This is a genomic window from Planococcus sp. ISL-110 (genome assembly GCF_018613575.1).
Classification (GTDB): Bacteria; Bacillota; Bacilli; order Bacillales_A; family Planococcaceae; genus Planococcus.
The window spans coordinates 12,839-34,539 of record NZ_JAGGPX010000016.1 but is presented as its reverse complement, the minus strand read 5'-3'; the positions used below and the strand labels follow the sequence as shown (position 1 = coordinate 34,539).

17 protein-coding genes, 1 pseudogene and 1 riboswitch are annotated in these 21,701 nt (G+C 44.7%); of the genes and pseudogenes, 13 read left to right on the top strand and 5 right to left on the bottom strand.

The features are described 5' to 3' along the window. Nucleotides 1–40: 40 nt before the first annotated feature. The 11 genes from J7I83_RS11430 to ystJ all read left to right on the top strand — a co-directional run bounded on the left by J7I83_RS11430 (nt 41) and on the right by ystJ (nt 13,971). Complete coding sequence (locus J7I83_RS11430) at nt 41–1,711, top strand: sensor domain-containing protein (protein WP_251047608.1); 1,671 nt, start codon at nt 41–43, stop codon at nt 1,709–1,711. Between the two features lie 456 nt (nt 1,712–2,167). Next, on the top strand, nt 2,168–5,458 hold the full coding sequence (locus tag J7I83_RS11425; RefSeq protein WP_215100846.1) for an ATP-binding protein: 3,291 nt from the start codon (nt 2,168–2,170) through the stop codon (nt 5,456–5,458). A gap of 18 nt (nt 5,459–5,476) precedes the next feature. Continuing rightward, nucleotides 5,477–6,172 carry a response regulator gene (locus J7I83_RS11420; protein ID WP_215100844.1) on the top strand — a complete coding sequence of 232 codons (696 nt, stop codon included), beginning with the start codon at nt 5,477–5,479 and terminating at the stop codon, nt 6,170–6,172. Nucleotides 6,173–6,396: 224 nt separating this feature from the next. Further along, complete coding sequence (locus J7I83_RS11415) at nt 6,397–7,185, top strand: YveK family protein (RefSeq protein ID WP_215100842.1); 789 nt, start codon at nt 6,397–6,399, stop codon at nt 7,183–7,185. Continuing rightward, on the top strand, nt 7,127–7,822 hold the full coding sequence (locus tag J7I83_RS11410; RefSeq protein WP_215100839.1) for a CpsD/CapB family tyrosine-protein kinase: 696 nt from the start codon (nt 7,127–7,129) through the stop codon (nt 7,820–7,822). Before J7I83_RS11415 ends, J7I83_RS11410 begins: the two co-directional genes overlap by 59 nt. Nucleotides 7,823–7,855: 33 nt before the next feature. After that, nucleotides 7,856–8,791, top strand: coding sequence for an SDR family NAD(P)-dependent oxidoreductase (locus J7I83_RS11405; protein ID WP_215100837.1), 936 nt, complete (start codon nt 7,856–7,858; stop codon nt 8,789–8,791). A 21-nt stretch (nt 8,792–8,812) separates the two neighbouring features. Continuing rightward, nucleotides 8,813–9,325 (top strand): sugar-transfer associated ATP-grasp domain-containing protein, encoded by a 513-nt coding sequence (locus J7I83_RS11400; RefSeq protein ID WP_215100835.1) that lies wholly within the window; start codon nt 8,813–8,815, stop codon nt 9,323–9,325. Nucleotides 9,326–9,445: 120 nt separating this feature from the next. Then, entirely contained in the window at nt 9,446–10,732 is a 1,287-nt protein-coding gene (locus tag J7I83_RS11395) for a nucleotide sugar dehydrogenase (protein WP_215100834.1), read from the top strand. A gap of 254 nt (nt 10,733–10,986) precedes the next feature. After that, a complete protein-coding gene (locus J7I83_RS11390) occupies nt 10,987–11,319 on the top strand; it encodes a hypothetical protein (protein WP_215100832.1) in 333 nt (110 codons plus the stop codon). Nucleotides 11,320–11,486: 167 nt separating this feature from the next. Further along, nucleotides 11,487–12,434: a 3-hydroxyacyl-CoA dehydrogenase family protein gene (locus J7I83_RS11385; protein WP_353048265.1), complete on the top strand. Its 948-nt coding sequence runs from the start codon at nt 11,487–11,489 to the stop codon at nt 12,432–12,434. Between the two features lie 298 nt (nt 12,435–12,732). Continuing rightward, complete coding sequence (gene ystJ / locus J7I83_RS11380; RefSeq protein WP_215100830.1) at nt 12,733–13,971, top strand: NADP-dependent malic enzyme; 1,239 nt, start codon at nt 12,733–12,735, stop codon at nt 13,969–13,971. A 353-nt stretch (nt 13,972–14,324) separates the two neighbouring features. Here the strand turns inward: ystJ and J7I83_RS11375 are convergent, their stop codons facing one another. From J7I83_RS11375 to J7I83_RS11355, 5 genes are all read right to left on the bottom strand, one after another. Continuing rightward, a complete protein-coding gene (locus tag J7I83_RS11375) occupies nt 14,325–15,068 on the bottom strand; it encodes an ABC transporter ATP-binding protein (RefSeq protein ID WP_215100828.1) in 744 nt (247 codons plus the stop codon). A 1-nt stretch (nt 15,069) separates the two neighbouring features. Beyond that, complete coding sequence (locus tag J7I83_RS11370) at nt 15,070–16,701, bottom strand: ABC transporter permease (protein ID WP_215100826.1); 1,632 nt, start codon at nt 16,699–16,701, stop codon at nt 15,070–15,072. Between the two features lie 72 nt (nt 16,702–16,773). Further along, complete coding sequence (locus tag J7I83_RS11365; RefSeq protein ID WP_215100824.1) at nt 16,774–17,841, bottom strand: Fe(3+) ABC transporter substrate-binding protein; 1,068 nt, start codon at nt 17,839–17,841, stop codon at nt 16,774–16,776. 458 nt (nt 17,842–18,299) lie between these two features. Beyond that, a complete protein-coding gene (gene metC / locus J7I83_RS11360; protein ID WP_215100822.1) occupies nt 18,300–19,472 on the bottom strand; it encodes a cystathionine beta-lyase in 1,173 nt (390 codons plus the stop codon). After that, the gene (locus J7I83_RS11355; RefSeq protein WP_215100820.1) at nt 19,465–20,589 is read right to left on the bottom strand and encodes a methionine biosynthesis PLP-dependent protein; all 1,125 of its coding nucleotides are present in this window, start codon (nt 20,587–20,589) and stop codon (nt 19,465–19,467) included. The genes metC and J7I83_RS11355 overlap by 8 nt, the downstream gene beginning before the upstream one ends. Before the next feature lie 76 nt (nt 20,590–20,665). Beyond that, a riboswitch (SAM riboswitch) is annotated at nt 20,666–20,770 on the bottom strand. A 272-nt stretch (nt 20,771–21,042) separates the two neighbouring features. Here J7I83_RS11355 and J7I83_RS11350 point away from each other — a divergent pair. Then, nucleotides 21,043–21,347: pseudogene (locus J7I83_RS11350) on the top strand (antibiotic biosynthesis monooxygenase family protein). Continuing rightward, a complete protein-coding gene (locus J7I83_RS11345; RefSeq protein ID WP_215100818.1) occupies nt 21,344–21,697 on the top strand; it encodes a hypothetical protein in 354 nt (117 codons plus the stop codon). Before J7I83_RS11350 ends, J7I83_RS11345 begins: the two are co-directional and overlap by 4 nt. Nucleotides 21,698–21,701: the final 4 nt, after the last annotated feature.

Here is a 21,701-nt window from a genome sequence, read left to right as displayed (position 1 = left end):
AAAAAATTCAAGATTAAAGTGATCAGGAGGAAGGGCCATAATGAACGAAGCAGCTTCATTATCTTTTGCGCGCGTATTAATGGAAGGCATTAAAGAAATGGTGTTTGTTGTCAAAGTTGATGGAGCTTGTTCTTTCACTTATGAGTTTATTAACAAGGCAGTGATGGAAAAAGCCATATTAAGCCCTGCTTCAATCGGAAAAACCTTTGACGAAGTCCATTCTGCCATGATGGCGAAGTTTCTGAATGAAAAGTACGGGAAAGTCATTCAGACAAACCAAAGCACGAGCTACGAGGATTCATTTTACTCCATTGCCAATAAACTGTTTTATTCCAAAACCCTTCTGACTCCTCTCTTTGATGAGGTGGGTAAATGTACTCACATTGTTAGTCTGGTAAAAGACATCACCAATGAGAAAATAGCTAAGCTGGAAAGTAAAGAGATCCGTGAACGGCTGGAAGAAAGCAGTGCGCGTTACCGCTCTTTATTCGACAGTAATGTGGATGCCATTTTCACCGTTGACTTTGATGGCCGCATTACGGGAGGCAATTCTGCAGGTTACAAGCTCAGTGGATTTCTGATGAGGGAACTGGCAGGCAAAAACTTTATTGAGTGTGTGGTTCCCGAAGATAAAGAAAGGGCAAAAGAACATTTCCATTTTTCGATTTTGGGTACTATCAAAGATTGCCGCCTTCAGATCTTCAATAAATCAGGCGTATCTGTCGGCTGTCTGGTGAAATTCATTCCGATCAATGTGAACAGCAAAATCACCGGATTTTATATGATTGCTAAAGACATGACAGAAGTGGACAAAATCGCGAGCCTTTATGAGGCTGGAGAAAAAAACTTTCGGATCATTGCAGAAAATGTCCATGATGTCATCACATTGATGGACCATCATAAACAGTATCTCTATGTGTCTCCGTCATCTGAAAATATATTCGGTTTTAAGGCAGATCATATCATCGGCCAGAAGCCTTTTTACAACGTACATCCGGAGGACGCCGTAATTATCAATGATGCTTTTGAGCAGGCAGCAAAAAATGCCTCGACTTATTTGGTACAGGTTCGTCTGCTCCACAAGGAGAGGGGCTGGATCTGGTCAGAAATCAACGGCACACCCGTATTTGGAGAAGACAAAAGATTCAGCCATATGGTGATGGTGGAACGGGATATCTCGATTCAAAAAGACTACGAAAGCCAGCTCAAGCATTTTGCCTATTTTGATTCCCTGACAGAACTGCCGAACCGCCGCTATTTCCAGGAATATGCGACTGAGAGGCTGCGGCTGAACGAAAAAGGCCAAAAAAGTCTAGCGGTGCTCATTCTTGATATTGACGATTTCAAGGAAATCAATGACCAATGGGGACATGAAATCGGCGATGCGGTCATTCAGGAGTTCGGTTTTCGGTTGAATCGCTGCATAGATGGAGAAAATATGGCGGCCCGTTTAGGCGGAGATGAGTTTGTCATTCTGTTGGCAGATACCGAGACCGAAGAGCAAGTGGCAGAAGTTGCAGATACTATATACCAGGTGATGAAAGAGCCGATTGAAGTGCAGGGTTTATCCTTGAAAATTTCCATCAGTATGGGAATTGCCCTGGCACCTGCTGAGAAGGTTTCCATTTCTGTCATGATGAAGCGTGCAGACATGGCGATGTATAAAGCAAAACAGCAGGAAAAAAATTCATTTCAAGTAAGTCCGACATGAGCCGACAAGGCTCATGTTTTTTTGTGTGGAAAGAAGGGCTTCCAGAGGCTGGAGCGAGAGAATATCGAGCGCAATGGAAGAGGTTAACGAACAACAGGCCAAGGATGCAGAAGCAGGCGATTGTATAAATAGCCAAATCAAATTGCTCTCAACTTTTTGGTTGAGTTGGAAATATAGTTACGATTTGTAAAAGAAAATGGAAAATACAGTAGGTAATAGGTAGTATTTGAATTTTCAGAAATAAAATAAGTTTTCTTTTCGTATGAAAAATGTTATGATTTTGTTAAATCATACATACTATTAAATAACCATAAAATGTCTATTTATATAATTATATATACCTTGTTTTCTGTGTATTCACTGCAAAAGGCTTTGTGCAGGGTTTCTTCCTGAAGCTATTGAAAATCTTAAAATTGTCTTTAAATAACTGATTATTTGAATAATTGAGGTGATAAAATGAAAGAGTCCTATCGTGGAACTTCTATTATTGGTAGAATTTGTTGTGCTTTGTGGATTTCTTTCTTTTTTCTTGATTCCGAAAAAACAATTGCAAACACTGGTGATCCCACTGCCGCCATTTTAACAGCCGAGGTGGAGCAGATGCCTCTCGCAACGCACCTGCAGATCCTTGAGGACACAAAAGGGATATATGAAATACATGAACTGCTTCAGCCGCCATACAGCTGGAAATTCTCTCAAAATGAAAAGGGGATTCCAAATGGCGGCTTGGCCTCTGATGTGTATTGGGTCAGTTTTACTGTCATGGACCAGTCTGATGATCGGCAATGGCTGCTGGAATTGGCTAACCCGTCGATTGATAAAGCAACTCTTTATTCGCCGGAGCCTTCAGGAGGACTTTCCGCTGTTACGGTAGGAAATGCGATTTCAGATTGGGGAGGGATTTATTCCCATCGTGATCCAGTCTTCGAGCTGCTTCCGCTGAATGAAGAGGAAACCACATTCTTTTTGAGAGTTGAATCCGAGGGTGCCATGCATCTCCCTTTGACAATTTGGGAAAGTGAAGCATTTGGTGAACAGTTGCGGCAGACAACATCAATAATCGGATTATTGGGCGGACTGAGCTTGATGTTCATGGGATACTGCATCAAATGGCTTTTCAGCTATCGCCAAAAAAGCTTTCTTTATCTCCTGTTTCTGGCCCTATCAGTTTTGCTGGTTTCTTCGGCATGGGCCGGATTGAGTTTGTTCCCGCTATGGACAGAAATCAGGTGGTGGAACAGACAAACTGCAGGTGCGTTCCTTGGAATAGCCGGCATTGCGACTTTATTTATCACAAAAGGGCTTTTGGAAGAGGTTCTGCCGTTGCGGTGGCTTTCCAAAGCTGTTAAAACTATGGTTGTTTTGATGCTGTTTGCTATTGTGCTTTCTTTTTTCGCTTATCCAATTGCAAGTTTAATCCTATCTTCAGCTGTATTCTTATCAGTCGCTTTATCTTTTGGCATTGCCCTGCACACCTGGAAAACAGGCAACTCCCATGTGTTCCCTTATGCGGCTGCCTTGTTTTTATTCATAGCTGCATTTGTTGTTTCACTTCTCACTGTCGCCGCGATTTTGCCGTATGAAAAGACCATTCAATATGGAGTATATGGTGCAAGTGGAATTGGGCTCTTGTTAACAGCGAAAGCGCTGCTGGCAAAAGAGAAAATGAAAATCGAAAAGAACCAGCAGCTGGAGCACCAAGGAAAAGAACGGCAGCTGGCAGAAATTGAAGCGCTGAAAAACGCCAACAAGCGGAAAGATGAGTTGCTGGCATTTACCTCAAATGGCTTGCGGACTCCTCTTTACGGCATGATTGGCATTGCAGAATCACTTCAGGAATCGGCTGCTGGAAAAATGACTCCTTTAATGGCGAACCAATTAAATGATCTGGTGGCAAGCGGGAAAAATATGGCGCATCTGGTCAATGAAATTCTTGACTTTTCAAAATTGAAACAGTCCCCTCTGCAGCTGCATGTCGAAGCAGTTGCGGTCGATCAGCAGTGCGACGCCGTGTTATCGCTGTGCCGGCCGCTTATACAGACCGACTCCGTCAAGCTTTATCACACAATCCCTGCCTCTCTGCCAAAAGTGCTCGCCGATCCGGACCGCGTCCAACAGATTTTATACAATCTCGTCGATAATTCCATCCACCATACTCATGAGGGAGAGATTATCGTTTCAGCCCGAGTTCTGGGAAATCAACTGGAAATCTCAGTAAAGGACACAGGCATCGGCATACAGGATGAACGGATTCCATCCCTATTTGCATGGGATGTTTCACAGGGAAATCCTTCGGAAAATTCGGGCATTGGTTTGAGGATCACCAAAAACTTAGTCGAACTTCAAGGGGGTTCATTGAAGGTTGAGTCACAGGCCGGAACCGGCTCAATTTTCAGTTTTACATTGCCGATCCAAAGGGACAAAGAGACCGTCCAATTTCCGGATGGCTTTGATTCCGGCATCAAGGAATTGACCGCTTCCCAGCTAGCGGATTCGATATTGAAACAGCGGCCGTTCAAGCAAAATCTGCACGTTCTTGTGGTTGAATCGGAGGAAATCAATCGTTTGGTGCTGTTGCGCCAATTAATATCAGCTGGCTATAAGGCATTCGGAGCAGAGGATGGAAAAACAGCGATGCAGCTGCTGATACAAAAGCCGGTGGAGCTGATTGTGATGGACGGCTATTTGGCTGACATGTCTGGCGATGAATTGTGCCGATTTGTTCGATTGGACTATACGCTGACGGAACTGCCGATCCTTATGCTGTCAGATGTGGACAGCCTGCGGGAAAAAAAAGATGCCTTTACTGCAGGGGCAAATGATTTTTTGGTCAAGCCCTGCGATAAAGAAGAGTTTTTGCTGCGTATCGAGACCTTGGCGAATATGCGCAGCCTGACGCAGGAAATCACCAACCTGAATTACTTTCTTGAACGCAATGTCAACGAACGGACCATGGCACTTGAAATCACCAATATGAACCTGCTGACGGTCAATGATGAAATTCAGGAAATTGAGAAGTCCAGAAATGAAATGCTGTCAGCGATTTCGCACGAACTGGGAACACCGATTACGCTGATCCACAGCTATATTCAGGCCGTGAAAGAAAGCCTGATTGAAGAGAACAATCCAAGATATTTGGATATGATCCATAAAAAACTCCTGCTTTTGGAACGCCTCACAGAGGATCTTGTAGAGTTAACCAAATACAAGTCAGGAAATATGACTTTGCGTTTCGAAGAAAAGGAATTGCAGGGATGGCTGACAAGGCTTGTGGATTCAATGGCGTCTGATGCCACACAGAGTGGCCGGGCTTTCGAATTTTTGGGAACAGAAAATCCAGACGATCTGAACCAGCCATTTTTGGCTGTCGACCTGGATCGCCTTGATCAGGTCATCTCCAATATTTTATGGAATGCCGTTAAGCATACTTCTTCAGAAAGAGGAAGGATTACGCTATCCACAGAAATACTGGCCAAAAACAATGAAGATGCCTTGCTCGATGAAGATGCTGACGGAGAGTTGATCATTCGGATTGCGGACAATGGCTGCGGCATCAAAAAAGAAGCTTTGCCCCATATTTTCGACCGCTTCTACAAAATCGACAGCTCTGCGGGCTACAAAGGCAGTGGACTAGGATTGGCGATTGCCAAGGAAATCATTTTTGCGCATAAAGGACAAATATGGGCCAATAGCACAGAGGGGAAGGGAAGCGTCTTTATCATTGTATTGCCGCTGACTTTTCATTAACGGACAGGAGGAAACCAGATGAATGCTGCTACTGTAATGATCGTAGAGGATGATGAAGGGATCCGTGAATTGATGCGGTTGTTCCTGCTGAAGAAAGGCTACAGCGTCCTACTGGCTGAAGACGGCTTTCGGGCCCTGGAGCTGCTGGAAGAAGAAAAGCCGGATCTTATCCTGCTGGATGTCGAAATGCCTGGCATGAATGGCTTGGAAGTATGTGAGAAAATTCGGTTGAAGACAACATTGCCAATCCTGTTTGTCAGCTACCGGAAAGAGCTGGTCTATAAAATTCAAGGACTCGAAGCCGGTGGCGACGATTACATCACCAAGCCGTTTGATTTCAATGAACTGGAAGCCCGCATCCGTGCGATTCTTCGGAGAAATGGCTGGAAAAGCGGCGAGGAAGACCAGCTGGCCGTCCTGAAATACAAAGACCTTCACATCCATGTAGATTCATGCGAGCTTTATATTGCTGGAACCCCGGTAAAGCTTTATCATAAGGAATTTCAATTATTGCTGCTGCTCGCTCAGACACCTAACCGCGTTTGGACTGCTGAACAATTATACGATCAAGTATGGGGCTATTATTCCGAAGGGGACGTGCAGACGGTTAAGGTACACATCAGCAATTTGCGGAGAAAGATTGAAAAAGACCCGGCCAATCCGATCTTTATCCAGACGGTACGAGGGTTTGGCTATAAATTCATATGGGAGTGAAAAGCATTCGGCTGACTCGGGCCGGATGCTTTTTTTGCGTGGGGGGACAAGCGGGAAAAACTCCTTAACGTCCGAGCCCTAACCAAAGCAGAGAGCAAAAGGCGATTTTGTTGTTTAATTTATACATTATTTTATTTATTGAATTTTTAGATTATTTAACGTTCTTTTAACCTTCGCATTTTAAGATAAGGAGCATAGAGGATAAACATTAGGAGGATTTAATTATGGAGAGCACATTCAATCTGAATAAATTCCTGAAAGCGATGAAAAAGAGAAAGGCGTTAATCATCCTTGTCACTTTGGCTTTTATTGTCTTCAGTGCTGTAGCCAGCTATACCGTCATGAAACCGGTTTACAAGGCTACCACTCAAATTCTGATCAATCAAAATACCGCCAGCAGCGAAGAGTTCGACAGCCTGGATATCAACACCAACCTTCAATTAATCGGAACCTATAATGTCATCATTAAAAGTCCGGCAATTTTGGCCAATGTGATTGATGAGTTGCAGCTGAATGAAACGGTTCAGTCGTTGACGGAGCGGGTCACTGTCAACAATATTGAAAGTTCACAAGTCGTCAGCTTATCGGTTGAAGATTCCTCGATGGAACAGGCAGTATTGATCGCGAATACGACTGCAAAGGTTTTCCAGGAGGAAATTCAGCAAATGATGAAGGTGGACAATGTCAGTATATTGGCTGCAGCTGATGCAACTGGAAATCCGAAACCGATTCGTCCCGATCCAGTTTTCAACATGGCCATTGGAGCCATCGCTGGTTTGGTTTTCGGAATGGGTATCACCTTGATTCTGGAACAATTGAATACAACGGTCCGCACTGAAGAGGATATCGAAGAAATGGCGGGACTTCAGGTTTTAGGTGTCGTCAGTCCGGTGGACAGCAATTTAAAAATGGAAAAGCCATTAAATCTAACAGACAGATTGGAGAAGGATCTACATGCGGACAATGAAAAAGACGAAAAGGTTAATGCCGCGAAAATTGGTGGCTCGTACTAATCCACAGTCGATCGCAGCCGAACAATACCGCACAATCCGGACCAATATCAACTTTTCGACTCCCGGTGTGGATTCGAAAGTCATCTTGTTCACGTCTGCTTCAAAGGAAGAAGGAAAGTCGACGACTGCTGCGAACATGGCCATTGTTTTTGCCGAAACCGGCAAAAAAGTCCTGCTGATCGATGCAGACATGCGGCGCCCGACCTTATACCGGACTTTTCAGCTCGGCAACAATATTGGCCTGTCCAATTTATTGTTGAGAAAAGGCAAGCTGAAACAGTCGGTAAAAGCGAGCGGCATTCAAAACCTGGATTTGCTGATGAGTGGACAGATTCCCCCAAACCCAGCAGAACTGCTGGAGTCGGATGCATTGGATGAATTGATTGAGGATATGCGGGAACTGTATGATTACGTGCTCTTTGACTCGCCACCGATTCTGTCTGTAACCGATTCTAAAATCCTTGCAAATAAATGTGATGGCACGGTGCTGGTGGTCAATACCGGCAAATCGGAAAAGATAAGTGTTGAAAAATCGCGCGATTCCTTAGCCACTGCGAAAGCGTTTATTTTAGGGGTTGTTTTGAACAATTATCCGATGAATAAAGAAAATTATTATTATCATAACTATAACGAGTAATCGGTTTGATACGACAGGAAAGGGAGAAAAGGCATGAAGATGGACAAACAGCGATTACTCGAAATTCTTCATCGTTCCCTGGTGCCTTTTCTTATTGTATTTCGCCATTTTCGCACATTCGTGTTAGTTGGATTTGAAAATATCGAAGAAAAACTGGAGCATGCGGCTTTACCGCCAGCGCCCCATTTAACAGGGAAAATCGTCATGGTGACCGGTGCTGGTGGATTGATCGGTACAGAAATCAGCCGCCAGTTGATTCAGTTTCAACCTGCCCAAATTTTACTGCTCGGACATGGACCAAAATCCATCTGCGCAGCTGAGCATCATCTGCAAAAGTTATTGGAAAGGCATACAGAAATCATTTCTATTATCGTAGATGTCCAGGATAAAAAACGGATTTTTGAAATAGTCGGGCGGCATAAGCCGGATATTATCTATCATACAGCCGGCCAACAACAAGTTGATGTTACAGAAGAAAAGCCGGTCGAAGCGTTATACGGTAATGTCTTTGGGACAAACAATATCGCTGAAGCTGCAAACCGCCATCGGATCGGTGTATTTGTAATGGTTTCTTCTGAGAATGCATCAAAGCCGCGTAATCTCAGGGAAGCAGCGAAAAGGCTGGCGGAAATGACCGTTGAAAGTATCGCAATGACCAGTTTGACCCGGTACATGACGGTTCAATTACCTGGAAATCTTGACGACAAGCATCTATCCAAAAAACAACATTCTCTGTTGGAGCAGAAATCTCCAGTTGTTTATGCGGCGCAACATGTTCTTCAGGCTGGAAGACCAAATGCAAACTCCAGTAAAGGAAGCTTGTTTCAGCAAAGAGATGCAACCATACGAGCTGTACCCGGAAAACAGGTGGAACTCAGTCAAATAGAAATGGCGCGCCTTCTTAAACAGTTGAAAACAGCCTCAGAGGATGAGGCAAGAAAACTGGTTATTTCAATCATTAAGCAATAGAAAATGAAAGGATGGGAGTAAATGGGAGCAGAAAAGCACTGGAATGAATTTCGGTTTGAAGAGGAACTTCGCGACGTTGGAGGAGATTTGCCGTTTCAAAATGATGAATTGATTGTGCAACATCCTTTCTTGAACAAAATTTACCCATATGCGCTGAATACCATTCATCTGGTGACTTATTGCGAAAATAATACAGTTTCTTTGCTGTCGGGCAGTCTGGAGATAGGCACTGTCGAAAGCATGAATGGATTTGCGGATGAAATCGGGGGGATTTCATGCGGATTGGATCACCTGGGAAATTTGAAGTCGTATGCTTACAATTTAAATACACTTGAAAAAATCACCAAGCATCCACAGACACGATTTGTTTTTGCAGGTAGCAGAATCCCCGATTTCGACCGGCTCAAGTCCTTTGCGATCAACCTTCATATCAACGATAAAGCGGACGATGTGATTTCGTGGAAACTGGCATTAAACTCAAACAGCCAACCCATCTTGATCACTTCTTTAAGAGAAAAAGAGAATTTGCTTTGATCGCCTCTCAATTTCAACTTATTATCTTCACCCACGGAGAATAGAGCAACTTCAGAACAGCTACGTGGGAAATTGAAAAAGTTCACTGAGGAGAGCGGGAGAAGGGGGACATATGTCAACATGTTGCGAAATCTGAAAATAGCAGTAGTCGGCTTGGGGTATGTCGGGTTGCCCGTAGCGGTGGCCTTCAACCAAAAATATCCCGTCATTGGCTACGATGTAAATGCAGAAAGAATTCAGGCTTTAACATTGGGGCTGGATAAGACGAATGAGGTAAGCCCGGAGGAATTTGCAAAAGCAACCATCGTTTTTACGGACGATCCCTCGGATTTAAAAGAGGCAGGCTTTATCATCATTGCCGTTCCGTCAGCCATCGACGGAGATAAACTGCCTGACTTATCCGCCCTGCAGGAAGCTAGTAAGTGTGTGGGCAAACATATGAAAAAGGGTGCCGTAGTGGTCTACGAATCAATTGTGGCACCAGGAATGACTGAAGAAATCTGCATTCCGCTGCTGGAAAAATATTCGGGCTATGAGAGCGGCAAGGAGTTTTTTGTCGGCTATTCCCCTGCGAGAATGCTGCCGGGAGATAAAAAGAACAGCTTCACAAAAATGAAAAAAGTGGTTGCGGGACAAAACGAAGAAGTGACAGAGTTTCTGGCACTGGTATATGGCAGTATCGTTGGAGGCGGGATACATAAAGCACCATCCATCCGTGTCGCCGAAACCGCAAAATTGATTGAAAACATCCAGCGCGATGTCAACGTGGCACTGATAAATGAATTGGCGTTGATCTGCGAGCGCTTAAAAATCGATACACAGGAAGTGCTGGAAACAGCAGGGAGCAAACGTGATTTCGTGAAAGCGTCACCAGATTTGGTCGGCGGGCAGGGAATCGGGCTGGCCTCGTTTTATTTGGCGAACAAAGCGGAGATGGTCGGACACAGTTCCGAAGTGATTTTGTCGGGACGCGCTATCAATGATGGCATGGGGCGATTCATTGCACAGTCACTGATCAAAAAGATGATTCAAAACAATATCAGCCCAGCAGAGGGGTGTGTCACTATTTTAGGCCTGTCCTTTAAAGAGGATGTCCCTGATTTGCGCAATTCTAAAGTAATCGACATCGTACAGGAATTGAAAGAATATGGAATGAATGTCCAGTTGACCGATCCTTATGCTGCTGTGGGAGATGCAGAAAGCCATTATGGATCGGAAATTTTATCCTATCAGCAGTTAAAGCCGGCGCATGCAGTCATTCTGGCAGTTCCGCATAAGTTATACAAAGAGGGCGGCTGGAAGCAATTTGAGGGCTTATTGATCGAACAGCGGGGAATTGTCTTTGACATAAAAGGCGCTCTTGATGTGAAGAAAAAACCGGAAAAAATTCAATTATGGCGCTTATAGTTTTTAAGTGAAAGCAGGCAGCGTTATTTCCGTTTATTTAGATAAACAGCTGGACCCATCCGCTTCATGCAGATGGGTTTTCTGTGTGTAAGTTAAAGAGGCGTTTTTCCCTATCAAGGACTAATTCTAAGGGTGAAGAAAAAGTATTAGAAACCTTGAATCATCTAGAGCTGATAGAGCATATTTTTCCAGACTGTTTTTTTGGAGATGCGGAAGGGTATGGAACAGTAACGAAACTCAAGGAGGGCGAAGGTATGGAAATTGTGGCAAAGAGAGATTTGCTGAAGGACCGTTACGGGAATTACTATATGGTGTCCTATGCTTCCAAAAAGGCATTGACGATTGTCAATGCTGCGATGTATCAAGCATTTAACCAAACACTGAACGAAGAGCTGGTGGCTAAGGTGAAAGCGAAATACCCGAAAGACGTCGCTTGCGGAAAATATTTTGCCGATTTGGTTCATGAGCAGGTCGAACAAATGGGCAGTCCCGAACATCCTGGTGAAATCTACGACATTGAAGAAGTGAAAAAAGAATATATTTTGCATATGAAGCCGCTTTATGATGATTCATTTCATTTATCATAAAATCGCTCAGCCTGATGACAGCCTGCCGGAAAAACGGCGGGCTTTTTGTTGCAAGGCAGTGGATACTCATTGTGGCAGGGCAGCTATGCGGTAACCACGATTCATTCAATTGCAGGTTAAACTTGCCGGGGTCTTACGGCATGCAACCAAAAGATGGAGAGGTGCAGATGATGGAGAAGATTTCAATTCTTGGAGCAGGAACGATGGGCCATTCTATTGCCTTATCAGCAGCGTGGTCTGAGCAAACTGTAAATGTATACGGCATCAATGAGCAGGATCTTGAAAATGCGGACAGAGGTTTAAACAATAAACTCAAGGTAATGGCCGCCAATGAATTATTCACAGCTGTCGAAGCAAAAGAAATCAGAAAACGCATACGGTTGACCACGTCACTTGAAGAAGCGATTTCAGATTCGACTTTCATTATCGAAGTTGTGCCTGAAGTGCTGGAGTTGAAAAAAGAACTGTATAAGAGGTTGGAAAAACTGATCAGCGAGGATGTGGTCATTGCCAGCAATACTTCAGGGTTTAAGCCGAGTATATTGGCCGCGGAGATGGGCTGCCCCAATCGTTTTGTGGTAACGCATTTTTGGAATCCGGGACACCTCATTCCTTTAGTGGAAGTGGTCAAAGGTGAGCACACAGACGAAAAAACGGTTGAGCGGGCAATGGCTGTTCTCAACGCGATGAACAAGAAACCGATTTTGCTTCATAAGGAAATTCCAGGATTTATTGGAAATCGCCTGCAATATGCCCTGTTCCGGGAAGCCCAGGCCTTGCTGGATGCTGGAGCTGCTTCTAAGGAAGATATTGATGCAGCGGTGACTTACAGCATCGGCCGAAGGTTGCCGGTGACAGGGCCGCTCATGACTGCGGATATGGGAGGGCTCGATGTCTTCTCGGCAATCTCCAATTATTTGTTCGAGGAGTTAGCGACAGATCAGCATTCAGGTGAAACCCTATCCAGACTTGTAGCGGAAAACAAGCTGGGTGATAAAACAGGAGAAGGGTTTTACTCGTGGGAGCCGGATGTTTCAGCAAAATTGAATGAAGAGCGGGAACAGACTTTGATTCATTTCCTGAAAAATGATTTAAAGACAAGGGAACCGGGATAAGTGGTTATTTTCCGAACTGGAAAACAAGACCGTCGTTATCATAGGAGAGCGCGCAGGTGTTGGCAAAAAGATTGCCTTGCCTTTTGTGAAACGGAACACCAATGTGATGGTTTCCAGTAAAAACAGAACAGCGGCTTGATTTGGAACATTAGGAGGCAGAAAGCAGTTCGATAATACAAATGGATTTTACTGCTTTATCCGCCTAAAGTCTGAATAATTATTAAATTGAGTGAAAACTCTTTCAATTCAGCGGATACCCTTTATAATAAACAATTATAAACAAAGGGAGATGAGGCAAATGTCTAAGCTGAAAAACGATTCGTTGCAACTGCATAGAGCGCATCAGGGAAAATTGGAGATTCGGTCAAAAGTGGCGTTGGAAAACGAAAGGGACTTGAGCCTCGCATATTCTCCAGGAGTAGCTGAACCCTGCAGAGAAATCGCTGCAGATCCATCGAAGGTTCATGATTATACGATGAAGAGCAATATGGTAGCGGTAGTGACAGACGGTACCGCTGTTCTGGGACTTGGCAATATCGGTCCGCTTGCCGCATTGCCGGTCATGGAAGGAAAGGCCGTATTGTTCAAGGAATTTGCCGGAGTGGATGCCTTCCCAATCTGTTTGGATACAACAGATGCAGAAACCATCATCCAGACAGTGAAATTGCTTGAACCTGGATTTGGAGGCATCAATCTCGAGGATATTTCAGCCCCTACTTGTTTCGTAGTGGAAGAGCGTCTGAAAAAGGAAATGGGGATACCCGTATTTCATGATGATCAACACGGCACAGCCATTGTCACTTTGGCTGGCTTGATCAACGCATTGAAATTGGTCGGCAAGGACGTTCAGGAAACCAAGATTGTGGTGAACGGTGCAGGAGCTGCAGGAATCGCCATCGTTAAACTGCTGAGCAAATTCGGCTTTGGCCATCTGATCATGTGCGATACGAAAGGTGCTATTTTCAAAGGACGTAAAAACGGCATGAATCCATTTAAAGAAGAAGTGGCTGAAATGAGCAATTATGAACGCAAAGAAGGCTTATTGGCAGATGTCATCGGTGGAGCGGACGTCTTTATCGGCGTTTCGGCAGAAGGCGCGTTGACGCAAGAAATGGTCCGCACCATGAACAACGACGCCATCATCTTCGCTATGGCCAATCCGAATCCTGAAATCCTTCCGCATTTGGCGAAACAGGCTGGCGCAAGAGTTGTCGGCACAGGGCGTTCAGATTTCCCGAATCAGGTCAATAATGTGTTAGCTTTCCCAGGGCTCTTCAGAGGCGCTTTAGACGTCTTGGCTACAGATATCAACGATGCGATGAAGATTGCCGCCGTCGAAGCGATAGCCAGCTTGCTGGAGACCGATGAGTTGCATGAGGACTATGTTATCCCTAAACCATTTGATTTGCGCGTAGCATCAGCTGTTGCAGCAGCGGTCGCCAAGGCAGCAATCGAGACAGGCGTTGCCCGCAAAACAATCGAAACGGAAGATCTGCAGCAAAAAACGGCAAGCTTATCGGCAGCCGGAGAAAAGTAAACTATATTATAGAAGAAACCCATTCGCTATTTTTCAGGCGGATGGGTTTTTTGGTGGGATTTTGGCTGAACGACTGCAAATCCGGCTGAGCGACTGCAAATGTGGCTGAACGACTGAAATTTTGGCTGAGCGACTGCAAATGTTGCTGAGCGACTGCAAATCGGGCTAGAGCGACTGCAATTTTGGCTGAGCGACTGCAAATGTGGCTGAGCGACCGCAATTTTGGCTGAACGACCGCAAATCCGGCTGAGCGACCGCAAATGCTTCGAAAGTGAAATATACTGCAAAACAAAACGAAGAGGAATATAAAACAGCCAACACATCGCTTGTTGAAGAGCGGGTGTTGGCTGTTTTTAAGTATACGATAGTTCTTTTTCTTCTGATACTGCTGGTATATTTTGCTTTTCCTGCCGATACACATCGAGCAGGTCACACGGACGTCCGATAAAATCGGTTCGGCCGTTCTTGATTTTGACAATTCGGTCTGCCAGGATATGGGCATCTTTCTCATCGTGCGTTACAAAGATGGAGGTGATGTTTGCTTTTTTTAGAATATCCCGCAATTCTTTGCGAATTTTTTCCTGCAGTTCCGCGTCCAGATTGCTGAACGGCTCGTCAAGCAGCAGAAGATGGGGATTGGGGGCGAGTGCTCTGGCAATTGCAACACGCTGCTGCTGCCCACCGCTCAATTGATGAGGATAACGTTTCTCATACCCCTGTAATTCCACCAGTTCCAAAACTTCCTGGAGACGAATCCGCTTTGCTGCTCGTTTCATCCGGAAAAGCCCAAACAAAATATTATCAGCAACCGTCAAATGTGGGAACAATGCATAGTCCTGAAATACCATGCCAATGCCGCGTTTTTCAGGCTGCACAAAAGTCCGGTCATCGAAGAGGACTTGGTCTTGAATCACGACTTTTCCATTAGCCGGCTTTTCAAGCCCAGCCAATAGACGCAAAACGGTGCTTTTGCCGCTGCCGCTTCGCCCAAGAATTGAAATGACTTCGCCCTTTTTGATTTGCAGAGAAAAATTATCGAGTGCAGGGACTTTTGTGTTGGGGTAGGAAAAATTAAGATTTTCAATTGAAACAAACATATCAGTCCATCTCCTTTTCGAGAAACTTGTAAAAGATCACAATGGCCAGGGCGCTAATGCCGATTATCAGTAAAGAAGACTGGGAAGCCTCCATAATCTTTTCGTCACTTGCATACTGAAATGCTTTTGTGGAAAGTGTATCAAAATTAAAAGGCCGTAAAATCAGGGTTAACGGAATTTCTTTTAGTACATCGACAAAGACAAGGATGAATCCGCTGATGATTGCACCTTTCATCATGGGCATGTCCACTTTAAAGAAGGTTCTCGTAAGACCAGCGCCAAGAAGGCGGGAGGCATCCTGGAAGTCCGTCCCGATTTTGTCATACCCCGTCTCGATGGAGCTGTAGCCGATGGCGAAAAACCGGATGATGTAAGCTGTGATCAGCAGGATGATGCTGACGCTGAGGACGAGGGTCGTATTCATGCCTGCCATCCGATAAAGCGGCGCCAGGAATTCATCCAATGCGACAAAGGCGGTTACGACTGCGACCGCAATGACAGCGCCCGGAATTGAGTAGCCGAGAACGGTTAGTTTCGGCAGCAGTTTGGCCAGTCTTCCCTGGACCAGACGCGCGAAATTACCGACAATCAATGCGAAAACAATAATGGTTGCAGCGCTGAACCCTGCCACAAATACTGAATTTCTTATATAGGACATAAACTCTTCTAATGGAATGGTTCCGAAAGTCAGTATTGTCCAGTCGATCAATTGGGCAACTGGTATGAAAAATCCAACTGCCAGTATGCTTAGACAATAAGCAGCGGCAGCAAATGCTTTCCAACCGGTTAACGGAATCAGTGGCAATGGCCGAACTTTGGTGGAGGAATAGCTGTACTGGCGTCTGCCGCGCAGAATTTTTTCAATCAGCAGAATCAAAATGACAAAACCCATTAAGGAAGCTGCCAGCTTAATGGATGTCTCGATATCCCCCAAGCCGAACCAGGATTGAAAAATAGCCGTCGTGAATGTCTGGATGCCGTAGTATTTGACAACTCCATAATCATTCAGCACTTCCAAAATGACCAAGCTGGCACCAGCAATGATGGAGATTCGGGATATCGGCAAAACCACTTGGAAAAACGTACGCCATGGGCCTTTTCCGAGAAGGCGTGTGCTTTCAATCAACGAAGCGGATTGCTGCGACAGGAAAACTTGCGTGATGGTGTAGACATACGGATACAGAAAAACTGTATAGATAAAAACTGCACCAGGCAAATTCATGATGTCGAAGTAAACGGGATCTAGTTCCATACCGAACCGGTCGCGAAGTGTGTTCTGGATCACCCCTGTATAATTGAAAATCCCATGGTATGTATAGGCTCCAATAAAAGGTGGTATGGAAAGAGGCAGAATCAGTGCCCATTTGAAAAATCGCCGGAAAGGGAATTGATATTGTGCAATCAGCCAAGCCAGGCTCAAGCCAATGAAAATTGTAGCGCCGGCAGTTGCAACAACGAGAATCAAGGAATTTTTAACGAACGACCATAGGACAAATTCTTTCATATGCTCCCAGTTTTCATTAGAGGGGATGAACAGACCTGTCACAATCGTTATATTGGGCAAAAACAGAGCGGCGATAATAGCCATAGCTGAAACCGTCCAAATATTTACATTTGCCAATTTTCTTTGCATGGCTTTATCCACCTTTCCAATCACAAGAAATCCCTTGCTGCAAAAAACTGCAGCAAGGGTAGAGCATATTGATTATTTCCAGCCTACTTCATTAAAGATTAGAATTGACTTGGCGTTGTTGTCTCCAAGGACAGAAAGCGGGATATCCTGTTCCTTGAATTCGCCCCATGATTTCAGCAACTCAGAAGGTTCAACTTCTTCATTCACCGGATACTCGTAGTTTGCCTCTGCAAATGTTCCTTGAGCTTCAGGAGCAGAAAGGAATTCAAGCAGCTTGATTGCATTTTCTTGGTTTTCTGATCCTTTGACAACTCCCGCTCCACTAACATTGATATGTGTTCCAGTAGTTTCCTGGTTCGGGAAGAATAAGCTAAGGCTTTCGGCTATTTCCACTTCAGCCGGATCTTCAGAGTTCAGCATTTGTCCGAAATAATAACTGTTCATGATAGCGACATCGCCGACGCCTGCAGCAATGGCTTTGGCTTGATCACGATCTCCACCTTCAGGATCGCGGGCAAAGTTGTTCACCAATCCTGCTGCCCATTCTTTTGCCTGTTCTTCACCGTCTATTTCAATAAATGAAGCAAGCAAAGACTGATTGTAGATGTTTTCTGAACCGCGGATCAGTACGCGGCCTTTCCATGTATCCTCTGTCAAGGCTTCGTATGTTGATAATTCCTCAGGTTTCACTGTGTTTTTATCGTATACAAACACACGTGCACGTTTAGTTAAGCCATACCACATTTGGTCAGTGTCACGTAAGTTTTCTGGAATCTGTTCGTTCAGCAGGTCGCTTGAGGCTGCTTGCAGCAATCCATCCTCTTTTGCACGGAACAGGCGGCCAGCATCTGCAGTCAGGAACAAGTCTGCTTCGGTGCCATCTCCTTCACGCTTGATGCGCTCAAGCAATTCGTCCGCTTCTCCCTTGATAAGGTTTACTTTGATGCCTGTTTCTTCTTCGAATTTCTTGTATAATTCATCATCTACATCGTAATGTCTTGCAGTATATAAATTGATTTCCTTGCTTTCGGGTGTTTCTTCAGTAGCACCATCTGTTGCAGGTGCGGATGCATCATTGTTTCCGCATGCAGTTAAAACAAGAAGTACAAAAGCCAAAACAAGATAAATAAGTTTGTTCATGAATATCTCTCCCTTTATTATGATATTAAGAAGCTCAATTGAAAACCATTCTCATTTTCAATTATAGGTGGCTAAATGATAATGTCAACTGAATCTAGCGAAAAATCCTATTTTTTTTATATTTATGTCGAATATGTAACCACGAGATGGTTCGTTCATACTGATTTCTTGTTTTTCCAGTATGTAGAATCAGAGATAGGGATGTGGACAAAATTCGTGGAGTTTTGCTATCACACATCACTATTTTTAACACATTTTTCTCTATTTTCATAGGATCTGTTACCGACACCCATTGCGAAGTCTATCCGAAACCTTTTTCTGATTTATTGAAGCATTGCAGAATATGTCTTTATCTAAAATTCAAAAAACCCTTTGCCAGGTCAGCAAAGGGTTTTTTATTCCATAATCATTTAATGCTTCTTCTAAAAATTCAAGCTTTCACTTTATGATTTTTTTATTTAGTTGGCGATGCTCAAGCCGTTTCGGCGAGCCACCTGTGCTAATGCCTGTTTGAGATCCTGCAACAGGTCATCCGGATGTTCAAGGCCTACGGAGTAACGCAGCAAGCCATCGGTGATTCCACGCTTTTCACGCTCTTCGGCAGGCATAGAGCCATGGGACATAGTTGCCGGGTAGGACAGGATCGATTCGACAGCACCCAAACTGACAGCAAATACCGGGATTCTCAAATGATCCACAAAGACACGGGCTGACTTTTTATCAGCTAAGCGGAAAGAGAGGACTGCACCTGCGCTTCTAGCCTGGCGTTCGTGAATCGGATTGCCGGGATGAAATGAAAACCCTGGATAGTATACTTCTTCGATCAATGGGTGGTTATGAAGATACTCAGCGATGGTGCGGGCTGATTCGGATGACTGTCCCAAACGGGCACCTAAAGTCTTGATGCCCTGTATCAGCAGATAGGAATCCTGCGCGCCTAAAACCGAACCGAAAGTATTTTGAATAAAGCCCAAACGGTTTCCGAGTTCTTCGTCTTTTGTTACGGCAAGCCCTGCGATGACATCACTGTGCCCCGATAGGAATTTCGTCGCGCTGTGCAGGACGATGTCAGCACCAAGTGCCAATGGATTTTGGTAAAGTGGCGTCATGAAAGTATTGTCGACGAATGTCAGACAGCCATTGGCTTTCGCTAATTTTGCTGCGATTTCGATATCTGTAATGTTCATGACCGGATTGGATGGCGTTTCCAGGTAAACCACTTTTGTGTTGGGCTGGATTGCATTGGCCATTTCGTTTAGGTCGGTCATATTGACAAAGGTGTATTCGATATTGAATTTATCCAAAACCTCCGTGATGAAACGGTAAGTTCCGCCGTAGACATCTTCTGAAACCAGGACGTGATCGCCCGAAGACAGCAGCATGAAAGCGGAAGAGATAGCGGCCATTCCTGAAGAAAAGGCGAATCCGCGTTTGCCGCCTTCCAGGTTTGCAATGGTTTCTTCCAATGCGAGGCGAGTTGGGTTTCCAGAGCGGCTATAATCAAAAGGCCCAAACGAATCTATGCTTTTCTGATGAAATGTGGAAGATAAATAGATAGGTACGTTAACGGCGCCAGTTAGCGGGTCAACGCCGGTAGAGTGAATAAACTTGGTTTCAATGCGATCAGTCATATTCAACAACCTCCTTCTTCAATTTCGAAAATGCCTGTGTCAGGTCAGCGATTAAATCTTCAGCCAGTTCGACACCGACCGAGAAGCGCAATAGCCGGTTGCAGACACCGCGTTTGGTACGTTCTTCAAAAGGAATATCTGCATGTGTTTGGGTGGCCGGGTAGGTGATGAAGCTTTCAACGCCGCCTAAACTCTCGGCAAAGGTGATAAGCTTAATATTTTCCAGAAAAGGTCCGATCCATTCTTCTTCCTGCAGGCGGAATGACAGCATGCCGCCTCTTCCTGGATACAGCACATCTGAAATGACCGATTGCTGTGACAGGAATGCTGCGATGGCTTTAGCATTCGCTTCATGTTGCCGCATGCGCAAGGGAAGCGTCTTTAATCCACGGATCAGCAACCAGGAGTCGAAAGGTGACAGCACGGCACCGACGGAGTTGTGGAACATTGAGAGCTTTTCGCAGATAATTTCGCCTTTCGCAACTACCAGACCAGCAAGGACATCATTGTGGCCGCCTATGTATTTGGTGGCACTATGGATGACGATATCTGCGCCCAGTTCGATCGGCTGTTGGAAGTATGGCGTCAGGAACGTGTTATCGACAATCAATAGAAGGTTATGCTTTTTCGCTAATGCTGCATAAGCGGCAAGATCGATTTCCTGCATGAGCGGATTGGTCGGCGTTTCAATGAAGAGCGCCCGTGTATTCATGGTGATTTTCTCTTCTGTATCCTGTACATCTTTGAATTCGGCATATTTGGGATGGATATTATAAGCAGCTGCAAAATGGTCCAGCAGACGGTACGTTCCGCCATAAATGTCTTCTGGTACCAATAATTCGTCACCTGGACGGAAAAGAGACAAAACCAGTTGGATGGCTGCCATTCCGGAACTGCAGGCAAATCCGGCATCTGCGCCTTCGAGCTCTGCAAATCCTTCTTCAAGGACAGAACGCGTCGGATTTTTTGTTCGCGAATAGTCATAGCCGGTCGATTGTCCAAGTCCCTGGTGTTCAAAGGCTGTTGATAAGTAAATGGGCGGATTTACCGCTCCTGTTGCAGAGTCGCTGCGATTTCCTATTTGTACCAATAAAGTTTCCAAGCTGTGTTTTGTCATTCCACTCATCCTCTCAACAATAAAAAAACAGGGGCTCCTCTTCAAAAGAAGAAAGCCCCTGTCTGGGAACGCATTCTTCTCATCTGGTAGGCGGAGCCTATTGGAATTAGCACCGTAGTCTTCGTCAGACTGGTTGCTGAGACTTCACAGGGCCAAGTCCCTCCGTCTCTCTAGATAAGAAATATCTTATGAAGTTTAAGTTGTTTCTGTTTCGATGTTTTTAATCTTAAATCATTTGATGGGGGAAAGCAAGGAAGAAAATCAAATAGTTGAAATAAAAAGATAATAAGTAAGAAGAGTAGAGAGATTGCTTGATTCTGTATGGTGGCAGTAACTTTCGATGGTTTTAATGGGCGCTTCGGCCGCTTCTGTACTAAATCGCGTGATTCTTTTATTTCGTTTATCAAAATGATATGATGGTTGAATGAAATTTGTATGCAAAAGGAAAAACAAATGTATATTGTCACCTCAACGGTGGTTGTTCCGCCTGAAAAAACCGAGGAAGTTATTGGGATCTATTAAAAACGTTCACGTCGCGTAGACTTGGCGGAGGGCTTTCATTTATTCAGGCTCATCCAGAATACCAAGAAGAAAAACGAATTGACGGTCCACATGGAATGGCACACGAAAGCCGCTTATATGGCTTGGGTGCAAAGCCAGGAGTTCAAGGAAATTCACGATCTCGAAAAAAATATCCGGACCAGGAGTTGGCAAAAATCATTCCAACTGTTCGGCAGTACGAAGTGGTGGCCGAATGAAGATGGAGGCCAAAAATAAAATCGCCTCTGAAACAGCAAAAAGCATATACGCTGCTCACCAAACGCTTTGGGAACGTTTTGGAGAGCGAGGCTTCCAACATACTGAAAAAGACAATCATCACCACTTGGATCATTTAGAGACTGCGTATTCTCTTGATGATGCAAAGGTGTTCGTTGATTATGCCATATGGCTGGAAACAGTACTGACCAGCCGCAATGTGGAAACAGCATTGATTATCGATAATTTTGAACGCTTACAAAAGATTCTTCCAGGGAATACAGGTAAAGATGAAGAAGCCTTTATGCTGCGTTGTTTAACAAGTGCAATTTCGGTGTTAGGCCCTTCATAAGGTA